General features: G+C 64.2%; 13 protein-coding genes. 7 read left to right on the top strand and 6 right to left on the bottom strand.

Annotation, left to right across the window (positions count from 1 at the left end; genetic code table 11):
- Nucleotides 1-21 precede the first annotated feature (21 nt).
- Nucleotides 22-1,116 carry an S-methyl-5-thioribose-1-phosphate isomerase gene (mtnA, locus tag FJ430_RS28885; RefSeq protein WP_140705074.1) on the bottom strand — a complete coding sequence of 365 codons (1,095 nt, stop codon included), beginning with the start codon at nt 1,114-1,116 and terminating at the stop codon, nt 22-24.
- A complete protein-coding gene (mtnK, locus tag FJ430_RS28880) occupies nt 1,113-2,381 on the bottom strand; it encodes an S-methyl-5-thioribose kinase (protein ID WP_140705077.1) in 1,269 nt (422 codons plus the stop codon). The genes mtnA and mtnK overlap by 4 nt, the downstream gene beginning before the upstream one ends.
- 136 nt (nt 2,382-2,517) lie before the next feature.
- Between mtnK and FJ430_RS28875 the strand changes: the two genes are divergently transcribed.
- From FJ430_RS28875 to FJ430_RS28865, 3 genes are all read left to right on the top strand, one after another.
- Nucleotides 2,518-4,029, top strand: a complete 1,512-nt coding sequence (locus FJ430_RS28875; protein WP_140705079.1) for a sugar ABC transporter ATP-binding protein — start codon at nt 2,518-2,520, stop codon at nt 4,027-4,029.
- Between the two features lie 69 nt (nt 4,030-4,098).
- On the top strand, nt 4,099-5,094 hold the full coding sequence (locus FJ430_RS28870; RefSeq protein ID WP_140646854.1) for an ABC transporter permease: 996 nt from the start codon (nt 4,099-4,101) through the stop codon (nt 5,092-5,094).
- Nucleotides 5,095-5,133: 39 nt separating this feature from the next.
- Nucleotides 5,134-6,186, top strand: coding sequence for a substrate-binding domain-containing protein (locus FJ430_RS28865; RefSeq protein ID WP_140705080.1), 1,053 nt, complete (start codon nt 5,134-5,136; stop codon nt 6,184-6,186).
- A gap of 76 nt (nt 6,187-6,262) precedes the next feature.
- Here the strand turns inward: FJ430_RS28865 and FJ430_RS28860 are convergent, their stop codons facing one another.
- A complete protein-coding gene (locus tag FJ430_RS28860; RefSeq protein WP_140705081.1) occupies nt 6,263-6,502 on the bottom strand; it encodes a DUF1127 domain-containing protein in 240 nt (79 codons plus the stop codon).
- A gap of 134 nt (nt 6,503-6,636) precedes the next feature.
- Here FJ430_RS28860 and FJ430_RS28855 point away from each other — a divergent pair, with 134 nt between their 5' ends.
- Nucleotides 6,637-8,142, top strand: coding sequence for a winged helix-turn-helix domain-containing tetratricopeptide repeat protein (locus tag FJ430_RS28855; RefSeq protein WP_140705083.1), 1,506 nt, complete (start codon nt 6,637-6,639; stop codon nt 8,140-8,142).
- Between the two features lie 328 nt (nt 8,143-8,470).
- Here FJ430_RS28855 and FJ430_RS28850 read toward each other — a convergent pair whose 3' ends face one another.
- The 3 genes from FJ430_RS28850 to FJ430_RS28840 form a co-directional block, all read right to left on the bottom strand.
- The gene (locus tag FJ430_RS28850) at nt 8,471-9,535 is read right to left on the bottom strand and encodes a D-alanine--D-alanine ligase family protein (RefSeq protein ID WP_140705085.1); all 1,065 of its coding nucleotides are present in this window, start codon (nt 9,533-9,535) and stop codon (nt 8,471-8,473) included.
- Between the two features lie 225 nt (nt 9,536-9,760).
- Entirely contained in the window at nt 9,761-11,815 is a 2,055-nt protein-coding gene (locus FJ430_RS28845) for a bifunctional aldolase/short-chain dehydrogenase (protein ID WP_140705087.1), read from the bottom strand.
- Nucleotides 11,816-11,898: 83 nt separating this feature from the next.
- The gene (locus FJ430_RS28840; RefSeq protein ID WP_140705089.1) at nt 11,899-12,864 is read right to left on the bottom strand and encodes a sugar-binding transcriptional regulator; all 966 of its coding nucleotides are present in this window, start codon (nt 12,862-12,864) and stop codon (nt 11,899-11,901) included.
- 204 nt (nt 12,865-13,068) lie between these two features.
- Here FJ430_RS28840 and FJ430_RS28835 point away from each other — a divergent pair, with 204 nt between their 5' ends.
- The 3 genes from FJ430_RS28835 to FJ430_RS28825 all read left to right on the top strand — a co-directional run bounded on the left by FJ430_RS28835 (nt 13,069) and on the right by FJ430_RS28825 (nt 16,904).
- Nucleotides 13,069-14,709 carry an acyl-CoA synthetase gene (locus FJ430_RS28835; RefSeq protein WP_226891944.1) on the top strand — a complete coding sequence of 547 codons (1,641 nt, stop codon included), beginning with the start codon at nt 13,069-13,071 and terminating at the stop codon, nt 14,707-14,709.
- A gap of 360 nt (nt 14,710-15,069) precedes the next feature.
- Complete coding sequence (locus FJ430_RS28830) at nt 15,070-15,675, top strand: TetR family transcriptional regulator (protein WP_140645136.1); 606 nt, start codon at nt 15,070-15,072, stop codon at nt 15,673-15,675.
- Nucleotides 15,676-15,770: 95 nt separating this feature from the next.
- Nucleotides 15,771-16,904 (top strand): efflux RND transporter periplasmic adaptor subunit, encoded by a 1,134-nt coding sequence (locus tag FJ430_RS28825; RefSeq protein ID WP_140705510.1) that lies wholly within the window; start codon nt 15,771-15,773, stop codon nt 16,902-16,904.
- Nucleotides 16,905-17,093 lie beyond the last annotated feature (189 nt).

The following is a 17,093-nucleotide window of genomic DNA, read 5'->3' as shown; positions in this document are numbered from 1 at the left end:
CACGAGGGAAAGATTAGCTAATCACCCCCGCTCCGGAAACATCGCCTTCAGCCCCTCGCGCGAAGCCTTGGCCACGCCGCGCTCGGTGATCAGCCCGGTCACCAACCTTGCCGGCGTCACGTCGAACGCCGGATTGGCCGCCGGCGTCGCATCCGGTGAGACCCGCACCTGCGCGACCTTTCCGTCAGCCGTCTTCCCCCACACCAGCGAAACCTCGTCGCCCGAGCGCTCCTCGATCGGGATTTCCTTCAGCCCGTCGGCCACTGTCCAGTCGATGGTGGGCGAGGGGAGCGCGACATAGAAGGGCACATCATTGTCGGCGGCCGCGAGTGCCTTGAGATAGGTGCCGATCTTGTTGCAGACGTCGCCATCGGCCGTGGTGCGGTCGGTGCCGACGATCACCATATCGATGTCGCCGCGCTGCATCAGGTGGCCTCCGGCATTGTCGACGATCAGCGTGTGCGGTACGCCGTGTCCCGCCATTTCCCAGGCGGTGAGCTGGGCGCCCTGGTTGCGCGGCCTGGTCTCGTCGACATAGACATGCACCGGAATGCCGGCCTCGGTCGCCAGGTAGATCGGCGCGGTGGCGGTGCCGTAATCGACCGTCGCCAGCCAGCCGGCATTGCAATGGGTGAGGATGTTGACGCTCTCGCCCGGCTGCTTGCGTGCCGCGATCTGCCTGATGATCGCAAGCCCGTTTTCGCCGATGGCGCGGTTCAGCCCGACATCCTCATCGGCGATCTCGGCGGCCCGTCTGTAGGCCGCTTCGGCACGCTCTGCAGGCGCGAGCGGCTTGAGGTGCCGGCGCATCTCGTCCAACGCCCAGCGCAGATTGATCGCCGTCGGCCGTGTCCTATGCAGCGTCTCCCACACCGCGTCGAGCGCTTCGTCCGATGGGTCGTCCATCATCTGGATGGCGACGCCATAGGCCGCGGTGACGCCGATCAGCGGCGCGCCGCGCACCCACATGTCGCGGATCGCGGTGGCGATGCCGGTGACGCTTCCGATCTTCTCGATGCGGAATTCATGCGGCAGCCAGCGCTGGTCGATGATCTCGACCGAGCGCTTGTCGTCGCTGAGCCAGATGGTGCGATAGTGGCGTTCGCCGACGTTCAAAGGCTCTTCTCCTGTTCGATCAGCGCGGCCAGCTTGTTGACCTCGTCGATGCTGTGGATCTGGCGCCGGTTGACGGCGATATGGCGGCCGAAGCGCAAAGCCTTGGCTTCACATCTGGCGCGCAGGTCTTGATCGGCAATGGTCTCGAAATCGGCATTGTGGGCGAGACCCAGGATGCGCCGGTGCACCTCGATGCCGGCAAAGCCGAGCAGGTCAGTCCAGATGGAATGCAGCATGTGGTCGAGCGCCTGTTCGGAGCCGAGCAGGTCGCCCTGATCCTCGAACAAGCTCCGCTGGTAGAGCATGCCGCTGCGCTCGGTCCGCCACAGATGCGAGAACTCGGCGCGGAAGGTCGCCCAGGTCTCGCCAGTGACGCCGAGCAGATAGGCGCGCATGGAGTCGCGGCTGCCTTTCTGCTCATGGCCGCGCTGCGAGAAGAAGGCCATCCAGAAATTGGCAAGCAGCATCCCGACGTCGAAGGCGATCGGGCCGTAGAAGGCGAATTCCGGATCGATCATCCGGGTTTCGCTGTCTGTCACCATGATCGAGCCTGAATGCAGGTCGCCATGCAGCAGCGTCTCGGCATTGGCGGCGAACAGATGCTTCAGCCGCTGCGCCTCGACCTTGAGATCGCGGTCGGCGCGCAGCTCGGCGACTAGGCCGTCGAGCTGCGGCGAGGTATGCCGGTTCATCTTGGCGTCGAAATAGGGGTCGGAGAACACCAGGTTCTCGGTGATGTCGCACAGCTCGACATTGTCGGCGAACAGCGCAAGATCGGTCTTGCGCTCCTTGGCTGCCATCGACAGGTCGGAGCCGCGGAACAGCGTGCGCGCCATGAACAGGCCGATGTCGCGTGCGATGTTCGGCAGCTCGCGGCCGTCGATCAGCGCGCGCCTGAGAATGACGTGCGGCGGCGCCAGATACTCCATGACGATCAGCGCCTGGCTCTCGTCGAAATGGTAGATCGCCGGTACCGAGCCGGGCGCACGGCGCTCCTGCCTGGTCAGCGCATGATATTCAAAGAAGGAGCGTTTGAGCGGCAACGGCCAGCTGTCGCCGACCAGCCGCACATAGGGCAGCGCCTGCTTGACCACCGCGGCACCCTTGTCGCCTTCGACGATGAAAACGAGGTTGAGATTGCCGTCGCCGACCTCGCGTACTTTCCAGCGGCTGGTGTCCTTGCCGATGCGCTCCGTGAGCGCCGCGGTCTCGCCAAGGCGCTTCGGCAGCGTTTCCACCGACAATGCTTCGAACTTCCCCGTCATGCTCTCCCTCCTGCGCGTGGTTTCCGACGATAGCGGAGCCACAGTGGCGGGGCCAAGCTAGGAAGCGCTCTGGCAAATGTCAATCGTGTTGACAATTGCCGAATGAGCCCATAGCGTCACGATCCGGGAGGAATGGATGGGCGCAGATGCCGTGTTCCATGTGGAGGGCCTGAGGAAATCCTTCGGCCAGAACGAGGTGCTTGGCGGCATCTCGCTCGACCTCTTTGCGGGCGAGGTGACCGTGCTCATGGGCGCCAACGGCGCCGGCAAATCCACCCTGGTCAAGATCGTCAGCGGCGTCTACGAACACGGCGCAGGCTCGATGCGGCTTGCCGGCAAGGCCTTCGACCCGCAGACACCCGCCGAAGCCATCCGCGCCGGTGTCGTCACCGTGCACCAGAACATCAATGACGGCGTCGTCGCCGACCTCGACGTCGCCACCAATCTGACGCTCGACCGGCTAAGCGGCAAAGGCGCGTCGTTGCTTTTCAAGCCTGCCAATGTCCGCGCCGAGGCGAGAGCCGTCGCCGACCGCATGGGACTTGCCATCGACCTCAAGGCGCGCGTCAGCGACTTGTCGTTGGCGGATCGGCAGATGGTGGCCATCGCCCGCGCCATGGCGCATCGGCTTAAGGTCCTGATCCTCGACGAGCCGACCTCTTCGCTATCGAGCGCCGAGGCCGATCGGTTGTTTTCGCTCATTGATCGGCTGCGCGGCCAGGGCGTCGCCATTCTCTATATCTCGCACCGCATGTCCGACATAAGGCGGCTCGCCGACCGCATCGTGTCGATGCGTGACGGTGTCGTCTCCGGCGTCTTCGACAAGAAGCCGCTCGACTATGAGGGCGCCGTCAACGCCATGCTTGGCCGCAAGATCCATCTCGACCGGGTGGTGGCGAGAAGCTCGGCTCGAGCCGTCTTCACCGCCGAAGGGCTGCAACTGGCGCAAGGGTCGAGGCCGATCTCGATGACGCTCGGCGCCGGCGAGGTGGTGGCTATCACCGGCTTGGTCGGCGTCGGCAAGACGGCTTTGGCGGAGACGCTGTTCGGCGTGCGCCGGCCGCTCGCCGGCACCATGCATATGGACGGCAAGTCCTATGCGCCGGGCGCGGCGCGCGAGGCGATCGCTGCCGGCGTCTTCCTGGTCGCCAAGGACCGCGCTGCGAGCGGCATCGTCGGCGGCTTCAACGTCGAGCGCAACATCAGCCTGCCGTTCCTCAAGCGCATGTCGGGCCTCGGCGTGATGAAAAAGCGCGCCGAGCGCGTCGTTGCCCGCCGCCAGATCGACGAACTCGGCATCGTCTGCCGCTCGGAGAAGGACGAGCTGTCGGCGCTTTCCGGCGGCAACCAGCAGAAGGTCATGGTGGCGCGCTGGATGTCGCAGGCCTCGCGGCTCTTCATCCTCGACGAGCCTTTCCAGGGCGTCGACATTTCGGCGCGCCGCGACATCGCGGCGAAGCTTCGAGCCAGCGCCGACGGCCGCGCGACGCTGATCTTCGTCACCGAGATCGATGAGGCGCTGGAGACCGCCGACCGCATCCTGGTGATGTCGGAACACACGATCGTCGGCGAGCACCGGAATGCCGATATCGACCTCGACCGGCTGCTGGCGGAAGTGGCCGGCGGACCGCTCCACAGCGCGGCATGAGGTCGAGGGATTTGCATGGAGTGGAGTTGGAATGAGCTTTTGTCGGACAGCCGCGCGGCGGGGCGCTGAGTGATGTTGCGCGACTACGCCATCCGCTACGGCTTCATCGTCCTGTTGGTCGGGTTGATCGCCTATTTCGCGGTCGCCGCCGATGGTTTTGCTTCGCCGCAAAGCGCCGTCTTCATCTTCCAGTCGGTGGCCATCACCGGCGTGCTGGCGCTCGGCGTCACCGCGACGCTGGTCGTCGGCGGCTTCGACCTGTCGATCGGCTCCGTCGCCACCAGCGCCATGATGGCGGCTTCCTACGCCATGGTCGTGCTGGAGCAGAACGCGATCGTCGCCGTCATCGCCTGCCTTGTCATCGGCGTCATCGTCGGCCTGATCAACGGCTGGCTGATCGTCTATATGCGCGTGCCCGACCTGCTCGCCACGCTCGGCATGATGTTCCTGCTGCTCGGCCTGCAGCGCATCCCGACGGAAGGCCGCTCGATCGCCACCGGCATGACCATGCCCGACGGCTCGGTCGCCAACGGCAAGTTCTCGGAAGCCTTCCTGGCGCTCGGCCGCCACCGCATCGATTTCTTCATCCCGAACCTGATCCCGGTTTCGGTGGTGGTGCTCGTCGTGCTCGCGGCGCTGATCTGGTTCTTCCTCGAATACACGCGCTTCGGCCGCATGATGTATGCCGTCGGCAGCAACGAGCGGGCTGCCGAACTCGCCGGCGCGCCTGTCAAGGCATACAAAATCTGGGCCTATGTGATTTCGGGAGTTTTTGCCTCGATCGGCGGGATTTTGCTCGCCGCCCGGCTTGGACGCGGCGACATCGCCTCGGGTAATAATCTCTTGCTCGACGCTGTCGCCGCGGCGCTCATCGGCTACGCGGTGCTCGGCGCCGCCAAGCCCAACGCCTTCGGCACGGCCGTAGGCGCGGTGTTCGTCGGCGTCTTGCTGCAAGGCCTGACGATGATGAACGCCCCCTACTACACGCAGGATTTCGTCAAGGGCGCGGTGCTTGTCGTCGCCCTTGTCTTCACCTTCGCCCTTTCCGGCAGGGGCAAGAGATAGTTTCGACCGGGGCATTGAGACAAAACGGAGGAAAACGAAGTGAGCATCACAAGAAGACTTTTGGGGAAGGCAGCACTCGGCCTTGCCGGCGCGGCGCTGCTGATGCAGGGCACGGCATTGGCGGCGGACAAGCCGGCGCCGTTCGACAAGCCCGGCGTCAAGATCGCGCTGGTGCGCTATCTGTCGACCGGCGACTTCTTCCAGGCCTATCTCTCGGGCGTCGAGGCGCAGGCCAAGGCGCTCGGCGTCGATCTGCGCGTGCTGGACAGCCGCCAGGATGCCGCACTCCAGGCCGATATGGTCGACCAGGCGATCGCGCTCGGCGTGCAAGGCATCATCATCCAGCACGGCCTGACGGAATCGATGAAGGACGCCGCCCAGCGCGCGGTCGATGCCGGCATCAAGGTCGTCGCCTTCGACGTCAATGTCGAGAACCCGAAGATCCCGCAGATCGAGCAGTCGGACAAGGATCTCGCCAAGCTCGCGCTCGAGCAGGCGGTGAAGGACAATGGCGAGAGCTGGAAGGCCGGCTATGTCTATGTCGCCGGCATCGCGCCGCTCGACCGCCGCAACGAGACCTGGGTGGACGTGAAGAAGAAATATTCGGGCATCAGCGAGGTCGCCCAGTTCGGCACGCTCGACAACCCGATCGCCAACTCGGTCGCCAACCAGGCGCGCTCGGTGCTGCAGGCGCATCCCGACATCAAGGTGATGTTCGCGCCCTATGACGAGTTCGCCAAGGGCGTGAAGATCGCCGTCGACGAGGCCGGCCTGAACAAGGGCATCAAGATCTATTCGGCCGATATCTCGACCTCGGATATCGCCGCGATGCGCGAGCCGGACAGCGCCTGGGCGGCCACCGCCGCCACCAACCCGGCCGTCGTCGGCCAGGTCTCGGTGCGCGCGCTGGCGCAGCTTCTCGCCGGCGAGGATCCCGGCCACAACGTCATCGTGCCGCCGACGCTGATCACCCAGAAGGAGCTGATCGACAAGGACATCAAGAACATGGAAGACCTGTCGGCCAAGCTGCCGCAGTTCGCCCATGCCGATGTCGCGATGCCCGCCTGGATGCCGAACCCGAACGCCAAGTAAGGTCCGGGCAGCCGGAAAACGAAGAGAGCGGTCCAACGGGCCGCTCTCTTTTGTTTCTGCTCAGGCCGTTCCGGCCTCACCGCTGCCAGAAGGGCAATTTGGCGATCTCCGCCTCGACCTCCTCTTTCGTCAGTCCGATATCGTCGATCAGATGCGGATTGTCCGTCGCCATGCGCTTGAGCCCGAAGCGGAAATAGGCCTGCTTGCGGCGCTCGGCGAGGAGGCTGCGCAGGGCTGAGAGGCTATAGCGCCGGCGGCCCTTCATCTCGGCTGGGCGCGCCGCCAGAGATGCGCAAGGCGCGAAGGTATCGTTCATGGCAACCTCCATGCGGCAGAGAGTTTGAAGGCCCTCGACCTGATTGAGATTGCAGTGTGCCGCAGGTGGCCGGCGGCGTAATTAAGCCCTCCCAAATAGTTCTCAAAACTTCCAAATCGGCTATAGATCGCCGCATGCAGGGATCGCGCTTTGCTTTTGGACCGTTCGTGTTTGATCCTGGCGCGGGAACGCTGCTCCGGGGCGACGTCCCCGTTGCCGCCGGTCACCGTGGGCTGAAGTTGCTGGAAGCGCTCGTTGCGCGTCCGGGCGAAATCCTCGCCAAGGCCGAGTTGATGGACGCGGCGTGGCCGGGCACCGCAGTCGAGGAAGGCAATCTCACCGTGCAGATCGCGCAGCTCAGGAAGCTGCTCGGTCCGGCGACCGGTGGTGGCGAGTGGATCGCCACGGTGCCGCGTGTCGGCTATCGTTTCATCGGTGCGGTCGAACAGCCCGACGCGACGCGCAAACCCTTGCCGCTGCCCGACAAACCGTCGATCGCCGTGCTGCCCTTCATCAATCTGAGCAACGATCCCGAGCAGGACTCTTTCGCCGATGGCCTGACCGAAGACTTGATCACCGATCTCTCGCGGATCCCGGGCCTCTTCGTCATCGCGCGCAACTCGGTGTTTGCCTACAAGGGCAAGGCCATGGACGTGCGCGCCATCGCCGGGGAGCTTGGCGTGCGCTATCTGCTGGAAGGCAGCGCAAGACGGGCCGCGGGACGCGTGCGCATCAACGCCCAGCTGATCGAAGCGCTGAGCGGCGAGCATCTGTGGGCCGAGCGCTTCGATCGCGGCCTGGAAGACATCTTCGCCGTTCAGGACGAGGCGACGGCCAAGATCGTCGAGGCGCTGCTCGGTCGATTGCGCGCGCCGCCGGCGCGCAACCGGCCGAAGAACCTCGAGGCCTATGATCTCGTCGTGCGCGCGCGAAAACTGTTCGACGAGTCGCCGCAGATGGCGCGCGAAGCGCATCTGATGCTGACGCGCGCGGTTTCGCTCGACCCGGACTACGCCGAAGCCTATCGCTGGCTTGCGATGAACCACTGGATGCGATGGGTGCATTGGGGGGAGCCGTTCGAGCCTGCCCGCAGCACGTCCCTGGAACTGGCGCGCAAGGCCGTGGCGATCGATCCCAACGACGCCGGTTGCCGCTGGGTTCTGGCGAACCTTCTTGCCTATGAACGCGATTTCGAGCAATCCGATGCGGAATTCGCCAAGGCAATCGAGCTCGACCCGAACGAGGCCGATATCTGGGCGACATTGTCCGACATCGTGGTTCTGGCCGGCAGGATCGAGGAGGGACTCGAGCACATTCGCAAGGCGTTCCGGCTCAACCCCTTTCCGCCGAGCTGGTATTATCTGACGCTCGGCCAGGCGCAATATGCGGCCAGCGACTATGAAGCCGCCGTCGAGACGCTGCGCCGCGACGAGACCTACCGCACTAGCTCACGCCGCTTCCTGGCTGCAAGCCTGGCGCAGCTCGGCCGCCTCGACGAGGCACGCACAGAGGTTGCGCTGTTCCTTGTCGGCAATCCACATTTTTCCACCCGCCGCTGGGTCGAGACGGAACCGTTCCGGGACGACGCGACACTCAAGCATTTCGAGGATGGCTTCCGCGCGGCTGGCCTGCCGGAGTGATGCGGCCGGCCACGGTGACGGGCTAATTTAGTCGCCCCAGCACAGGGATTTTGACCGGCCGGCTCTGTTTGCGTTGGCAGGTGGCATGCGTTGGAGATTGGCCTAAACGCCCATCGCGATCGTCATTCTAGGGTCTGCGCCGCGTCGCTTCGCTCCTTGCTCCGCCATAGAATGACGAGGTTGGGGGGCGGCTTCGATCAATCCCCGGCGTTTGCGCTGATTTCACGCAAATGAACGGAAAATCTTGTATCAAGACAAGCGGCAACCTTTCCAATCCCTGTGTCGGGGAACTAGTCGCTCCTGCGTCCAGTTTCTCAAACCTTTTGCCTCAACGGCCGGCGCGCGCCAGCCCGTGCGCCACCAGGCGCTCGATAACCTCCGGATAGCTGACGCCACTCGCCGCCATCGCCTTGGCGTACATGCTGATATTGGTGAAGCCCGGAATGGTGTTGAGCTCGTTGATCAGGAAATTCGTGTCCGGCATCAGGAAGAAATCGACGCGGGCCATCCCGTCGCAGCCGAGCGCGCTGAACGCCCTGGCGGCCATATCGCGCATGGCATTCTCGACTTCCAACGGCAGCTCGGCCGGCACGATCAGGGCCGCGCCATTCTCGTCGATATATTTGGCGTTGTAGTTGTAGAAGCCGTGACTTTCCGCGGGCACGATCTCGCCCGGCCGCGAGACGAAGAGTTCGCCCGTGGGGCTCTCCAGCACGCTGAATTCGATTTCGCGGCCACGAACGAATTCCTCAGCCAGGAGCTTGCGATCGTGCTGGAAGGCTTCCGCCAGCGCGCGCTCGAACTCCTGACTGCCATTGACCTTCGCAACGCCGACCGACGAGCCCTGCCGCGCCGGCTTGATGAACAGCGGCAAGCCGAGCTTGTCTTCCAGTTCGGCAAGCGAAGGCAGCCGACCCTCATCGATCGTCACCGAGCGCGCGACCGGCAGTCCCGCCGCCTTCAGCAGCCGCTTGGCGACGTCCTTGTCGAGGGCCGTGGCCGAGCCCAGAATACCGCAGCCGGCGAGCGGCACGCGCGCCACTTCGGCCAATCCCTGCACCGCGCCGTCCTCGCCATGCAGACCGTGCAACACTGGAAACAGGATATCGATGACGGGCAGGTCATGGGGTGCGCCGCTGGCAGGGATCGCCAGAATCCGCCCTTGCCCACCCGGCACCAGGCACAGCTGTATGCCAACCGACGGCGTCGCCAGCGCGCCGTCCACGAAACGGCTGAGCAGCCATTGGCCGTCGCGCGTGACGAAGATCGGCACGACGTCGTATTTCGCCGCATCCAGCGCCTGCATGACGTTGGCCGCCGAAAGCAGCGACACCTCATGCTCGGCGGATCGACCGCCGAACAGCACACCTATACGCAGTCTTTTCGCGGGCATCGACAACTCCACCAATGATCGGGGTTGGAACTCGCACGCGAAACACCAGATATCCCCCTTCAACCGTCCGAGTAGTAACCGAAGGATTGGAGTGGGACTTTGACCGGTTGAAGCAGTTTTTCAGCAGAAGCGCGAAAGGCCTTCCGTTCGGAACCGTGTCAAGACGAGGAGCGGTTCATCCGTTTATGAAACGATGAACCGCTCCAAGGTCGTGTCTTTACTTCGTCAGCGCAACGCCGCCGCGATGTTGCCGCCGTCCACCGTCGTCACATCCGCTGTGGTGCGTTCGGCCAGCGCCTGGTGCAGGAATGCCTGTGCCACGTCGTCGGCGGTCACTTCCTGTCCGAGCAGATTGCCGGACATGTATTCCTTTTCCGACACGCCGCGCGCGCCGGACCGGCTGGCGATCATCGTGTCGGTCAAAAGCCCGGAGCGGATGCGGTCGGCGTTGACCGCATTTGAGCGGATGCCATAGGCGCCGTAGTCAAGCGCATATTGCCGCGACAGGAACAAGGTCGCCGCCTTCGGGATGCCGTAGGCGCCGAATTTCGGGCCGGGGTTGATCGCCTGCTTGGATGTGTTGAACAAAAGCACGCCACCGGTGCCCTGTTCCAGCATGATGCGCACCGCATTCTGCGCCGCCGACTGGTGGGCGAAGAAGTTGAGCTCAAAACTCTTGCGCAAAGTGGCGTCGTCGAGCTCGCCGATGCGGCCTTCCCAGGCCGCGCCCGCATTCGAGACCAGGATGTCGACGCCGCCATAGACGGCGACCGCCTTGTCGAAGGCGGCGCGCATCTCGGCTGGATTGGTGATGTCGGCACCGACGCCGATCGAATTGTTACCGGCCGCCTTCGCCGCGTCCGCCGCCTTGGCCGGATCGAGGTCGACGATCACCGCATGCGCGCCGTTGGCCGCGAATAGTTTTGCCGTAGCAGCGCCGATGGCGCCGGCGCCGCCGGTGATCAGCACGACCTGGCCGGTCAGCGGCTTCGGCTTGTTCGAGGCGAGCTTGGCCTGCTCCAGCGACCAGTATTCGAGCGGAAAGAGGTCGGCCTTGGACAGCGGATGGAAATTGCCGACGGCCTCAGCGCCGCGCACCGCCTCGATCCACATCTCGCCGACATCGGAGGCGATCTTCGCGTCCTTCAGCGTGCGGCCATGGCCGAACATGCCCAGCCCCGGCACCAGCGTCAGGCGCGGCATCGGGTCGAGCATGGTGCGCTTGACGTCGTCCAGCGCGTCATTGGTCTCGAAATAGGCGGTGTAGTCCTTGACGAAGACCTCGACATGGCTGCGCACCTCGCCCTTGTAATCGCCAAGCTTGCCGGCATCGGGAGCCGGCACCGCCATCGGTCCGGTCTTGATGCGGATCGACAGATCGGGCGTCGACACGCCGCGGCCGGCATAGTCGGCGATCTTGGCCGAATTGATGAAATCGACGATGGCATCCGAGGTGCGGAAGTCGCTGATCATGCGGTCGAAGCGGCCTTCGCCGCGCGCCACCGCGACTGCGCCGCGCAGCATCGGCGCGATGTCGCTCGGCCGGGCGAGCTTTGCCGGCAGCGCCGCCTTGACCGCCTGCGGCTTGCCGTTCCTGGCGACATAATCCTCGGCCATAGTCACATAGTGGATCATGCGGTCATAGGCCTGCCTGGCATCATCGCCGAAAGTGAAGATGCCATGCTTGTCGAGGATCAGGCCCTCGACGTTCGGGTCGGCGTCGAACACCTCCGCTGCGACCTTGGCGAGGTCGAAGCCCGGCTTGATGTAGGGCACGTAACCTAGTCTGTCGCCGAACACGGTCTCGATCAGCGGCTTGCTGTCTTCCTGGTCGACGATGGCGAGGATCGCCGTGGAATGCGTGTGGTCGACGAATTTGTGCGGCAGGAAGGCGTGCAGCAGCGTTTCGACCGATGGGTTCGGAGAGGCGGGGTCGATGAGGTTGGAGCGCTGCAGCGCCACCATGTCCTCGTCGGCGAGCTGGTCCAGGGAGCGCGCCTTGAGCAGCGCGCCCATCTTCACCGCCGGCAGGCCTTGCGGCTCGATGACGGCCATGTCCCAGCCGCTGCCCTTGACGCAGAGCACGTCCCATTCGTCGCCGACGAGATCGGTGGCCTTGGTCTTGCAGGAGGTGTTGCCGCCGCCATGCAGCACCAGCCGCGGTTCGCCGCCAAGCAGGCGGGTCGTGTAGACGCACAGCGCAAGGTCGCGGGCGACGCCCTTCTTGGCATAGTCGGCAACCATCTTTTCCGCGTCGGCGTCATTCCAAAGGTTCTGCATGTCGTTCCGTCCGGTTCCGTCTTTTTTGCTCATGAACAGAAAGCCGCGACGTCTTGATGACAGAAGCGGCGAGGGTGGTTTTTCTAGGATGCCTTTTTGCCGGCTTCGCCCGCGTGATTGAGCAGGCGCTCGGCCATGTGCGCGCCGATCACCAGATGCGTGCAGAGCCCGCCGGCGACGGCCGCAAGCAGCGGCTCGAATTTGGTGTCTTCCTGCACCACCATCAGCCGCTTCTCGATCGCGCGCAGCGAGGCGAGTTCGGCGGAAATGACGCGCCGGTTGTAGCTGCAGTCGAGCACCTCGCCCTTGGCGTCGATGATCTGCCCGGCGATAACGCCGGCAGCCCCTTGGCTGCGCAGCGCTTCCATCTCGCCTGCGGACAATGCGCCGCATTTCACCAGATGGCTGTCGGCGTCGACAGCGCCGACGGAATAAAGCGCGAGGTCGCAATCGGCAATGCCGGCAAGCTGGTCGCGGATCACCGGCTCGGCGCGCAGGCCTTGCGCCAGTTCCTCGGTGGAGAGCACCAGCGGCGCATAGAAATTGAGGCCTTTGGCGTTCAGCCGCCGCGCGATCTCCATCGTGCATTGGTCGGGCCGGTAGGAATAGGGCGCGCCGAGATTGCCGCAGAGCTGCACCACGGTGACGTCCTGCAGGTCGGCATAGGACATGATGTCGGCGATGGTGTAGACGGTGCGGCCCCAGGCGACGCCGATACGGTCGCCTTTCTTCACCAACTCGAGAAAGACGCTCGCCGCCAGCACGGCGATATCGGCCGAGGGATCCGCGAGATAGGCATTTTCCGGCGCGATCCAGACGGCGTCGAGATCGAAGGCGTCTTCAAGCCGGCGCGCCGTGACGTCGTCAGTGAAGAGCTGCGTCGAGGTCGAGATGTTGACGATGCCGGTCTCGCGCGCCTTGCGCAGATACATGGCGACCGAAGCGCGTGAAATGTTGAGCTGGCTCGCCACTTCGTCCTGACGAAGGCCGTGGGCATAGTAAAGCCAGGCGGCCTTGTGGATGATCTGTTCTGCCGGTCTGATCGCCATGCCGCCTCCTCGGCTGACATTAGTCACGGCTCTCGACAAAAGTCAAATTTGCCTGCGTGAGCTGCGATCGCCTCACGGCGGGGCATCATCCGGATCGCCATTCCACCAAGCCGGCGCAGCATAGCATTTTCAGCCGAGGAAGGGGGATAGCGTGACGAGGGGCCTAAGGTTAGAAGGTTCGAAAAGAACTTTGGGGAGAACGGGATGGCCAATCCCTACGAACAGGATCTCGACAGGAACGCCGCCAACCACCAGCCGCTGACGCCGCTCACCTATCTCGAGCGCGCGGCCAAGACCTATCCCGACCATGTCGCCATCATCTATGGCAACCAGCGCATCACCTATCGCGATTTCTGGCGCCGCTCGCTGAAGCTCGCCTCGGCGCTGTCGAAGCACGGCATCGGCAAGGGCGATACGGTGACGGTGATGCTGTCCAACACGCCGCCGATGCTGGAAGCGCATTTCGGCGTGCCGATGACCAAGGCGGTGCTGCATTCGCTGAACACCCGCCTCGACGCCGCCGTTATCGCTTTCCAGCTCGACCATGCCGACAGCAAGGTGCTGATCGTCGACCGCGAGTTCTCGGGCGTCGTCAGGGAAGCGCTGGCCTTGGCCAAGGTGAAGCCGTTGGTCATCGACTATGACGATCCTGACTATGCGGCCGCCGCGCCCTATCCGAAAGGAGAGCGCATCGGCTCGGCCGATTATGAAGAGTTCGTCGCCGGCGGCGACGAGGCTTTCGCCTGGTCGATGCCCGATGACGAGTGGGACGCCATCTCGCTCAACTACACTTCCGGCACGACGGGCAACCCGAAGGGCGTCGTCTACCACCACCGCGGCGCGGCGCTGATGGCCTACACCAACACCATCCATGCCGGCATGGCCAAGCACGCGGTCTATCTGTGGACGCTGCCGATGTTCCACTGCAACGGCTGGTGCTTCCCCTGGACTTTAGCCGTGCAGGCCGGCACCCATGTCTGCCTGCGCTGGGTGCGGGCAAAGCCGATGTATGACGCCATCGCCGACCATGGCGTCGCGCATCTGTGCGGCGCGCCGATCGTCATGTCGGTGCTGATCAACGCGAAGGACGAGGACAAGCGACAGTTCGCGCAGACCGTCACCTTCAACACGGCCGCGGCGCCGCCGCCGGAGGCCGTGCTCTCCGGCATGGCCGACGCGGGCTTCGCCGTCACTCATCTCTATGGCCTGACCGAGACCTACGGTCCTGCCGTCGTCAACGAATGGCACAATGAGTGGGACGCGCTGGAGAAGGGACCGAGGACGGCAAAGAAAGCGCGCCAGGGCGTCCGCTACGCCTCGCTCGAGGGGCTTACGGTGATGAACCCGCAGACCATGGTGGAGACGCCGGCCGATGGCGAGACCATCGGCGAGGTCATGTTCCGCGGCAACATCGTCATGAAGGGCTACCTGAAGAACAGGAAGGCGACCGACGAGGCCTTCGCCGGCGGCTGGTTCCACTCCGGCGATCTCGGCGTCATGCATCCCGACGGCTACGTCCAGCTCAAGGACCGCTCCAAGGACATCATCATCTCGGGCGGCGAGAACATCTCTTCCATCGAAGTCGAGGACGCGCTCTATAAGCACCCGTCGGTCGCTTCCTGCGGTGTGGTTGCCCGCGCCGACGAGAAATGGGGCGAGGTGCCGGTCGCCTATGTCGAACTGAAGCCGGGCAAGGCCGCGACCGAGGCCGAGATCATCGAACATTGCCGAGGTCTGCTGGCGCGCTTCAAGGTGCCGAAGACAGTGGTGTTTGCCGAAATCCCGAAGACGTCGACGGGCAAGATCCAGAAGTTCAGGTTGAGGGAAATGGCGAAGGGGACATGAGCCTCAAATGGGCGATGCCGAGTTCCCGCCCACCCCCCTCTGGCCTGCCGGCCATCTCCCCCGCAAGGAGGGAGATCAATCTCGTCACCGCTTTCGCCAACCGCCAAAGTCGCAAGGTGAAGCGCCGTCGCTGAAGCTGCCCATCTCCCCCCTTGCGGGGGAGATGTCCGGCAGGACAGAGGGGGGTGCGAAGGATCGCTGCGCTTAAGAATAATCTCTTTCTCATCACACCGCAGACCTCGTAACTGTCACCATCTGTCACCAAATTATACGCGTACGTCGATTTCGCGTTGACTCTCCGCTGCTTTCGTTTTACGACTGACGAAAATTGAAATTCGTCACTCGTAAAACGAAAGCGTCATGTCAGAAGCCGCCAACATCGTGGCAGACCCCGCCAGACAGGAGAATGTGACGCGCATTCTCGACTGCGCCGAGCGCCTGTTCCGCCACTACGGCTACGGCAAGACCAACGTCGCCGACATCGCCCGCGAACTCGGCATGTCGCCGGCCAACATCTACCGCTTCTTTGCCTCCAAGGTCGAAATCCACCAGGCCGTCTGCGGCCGCATGCTCGGCGCCAGCTACAAGATGGCCTACGAGATCATGCACCTGCCGATCAGCGCCGAGGAGCGCCTGCGCCGCTACATCCATGCCCAGTACAAGATGACGCTGGAGGTCATGCTCGACCAGGAGAAGGTGCATGAGATGGTGATCGTCGCGCTGGAGCGCGATTGGGGCGTCATCGACAAGCATGTCAACAGCATCCACGACCTCTACGCCGAGGTGATCCGCGAGGGCATCGAGGCCGGCGAGTTCAGGGAGCAGGATCCCGAGACGGCTTCGCGCTGTTTCGGCGCCGCCACAGTCATTCTCTGCCATCCGCAGATGGTGGCGCAGTGCCTTGCCAAGACCAATCGGGCGATGCCCGACGAACTTATCGACTACGCCATCAGGGCCTTGAAATAGAAGCTGTCCGCCGAGTGCCGGCAGACGATCATCTCCAGTTCGGGAGTGCTAAGGTGTCATTGTCCAGTTCCATCGTCCCCAGTTTCATCCTCCGAATGCTGCCGGCCGCCGGCCTCCCAACCGCCGCCATCGTCGCAGCAGTGCTCAGCCTCGCCGGCTGCAGCCAGGAGAAGGCCGAGGTCGTCCAGGAAGTCGTCCGGCCGGTGAAGGTGGTCGAGATCGGCGAGGCGCAGACCACCCGTCAGCTTGATTATTCCGGTTCGGTGCGCGCCCGCACCGAGATGAATCTCGGCTTCCGCATCGCCGGCAAGGTCACCGAGCGTCTGGTCGATATCGGCCAGCATGTGAATGAGGGCGACGTGCTCGCCCGCGTCGATCCAGCCGATTACGAATTGTCGGTGAAGAGCGCTGCTGCCAGCCTCGACGCTGCCGAGCGCCAGGTCGAGACCGTCGACCTCGCCAGGAAGCGCGCCGAACAGCTCTATGCCAAGAACTTCGCGCCGAAATCGCAGCTCGATCAGGCGCGGCTGACCTACGACCAGGCGGTGGCGACGCGCGATGCCGCGCGCTCGACGCTAGCCCAGGCGCAGAACCAGGTCCAGTATGCCGATCTCAAGGCCAGCAAGAACGGCATCGTCACCGCCATCTCCGCCGATGTCGGCCAGGTGGTCGCCGCCGGCACGCCGGTGATGACCGTCGCGGTCGACGGCGAGAAGGAAGTGTCGATCGCGGTGCCGGAGATGGATATCGCAGGCTTCAAGCCCGGCAAGGAGGTCAAGGCGAACTTCTGGTCGGACGAAGGGCTCACCCTTGACGGCAAGGTCCGCGAGGTCGCCGGCAGCGCCGATCCGCAGTCGCGCACCTTCGCCGTCCGGGTTTCGCTCCCCAACGATCCGCGCGTGCTGCTCGGCATGACCGCCAATGTCCAGGCGACCGTCGGCAGCAAGGCGCAACTGGTATCGATCCCGCTGACCGCGATGACCGAGAAGGACGGCAAGCAGATCGTCTGGACGGTCGATCGCGCCTCCGACACGGTGCATCCCCGTCCGATCAAGGTCGCCAACTTCACCGCCGACGGCGTCGCCGTGGCCGACGGCCTGAAACAGGGCGACGTGGTGGTCGCGGCCGGCACCCAGTTCATGACCGAAAACCTGAAGGTCAAGCTTTCCGGTGACGCCCAGCAATCCGCCTCGGCGGATGACGTCACGACCACCAGCAGCCTGCACTGATGCTTGTCGCCCAAAAGTGCGAAGCGGTTTTGGGACAACGACAAGCATCGAACTAAGACCTGAAGTCAGGCGCAACAGACGCCTTTCCCGCTCTCGCTGCGTCAAGCCGCGAGCCGGGGAGGGCATGGGTTCCGGGCGGCGAACGCCCGATCGTGAGATGCCGGCATGTTGGCTCCCCCGCAGCAGTGC

It is taken from the genome of Mesorhizobium sp. B2-8-5, assembly GCF_006440675.2.
GTDB lineage: Bacteria > Pseudomonadota > Alphaproteobacteria > Rhizobiales > Rhizobiaceae > Mesorhizobium.
Note: the sequence above shows the minus strand (reverse complement) of the source record. Positions and strands in the feature narration are given on the sequence as shown.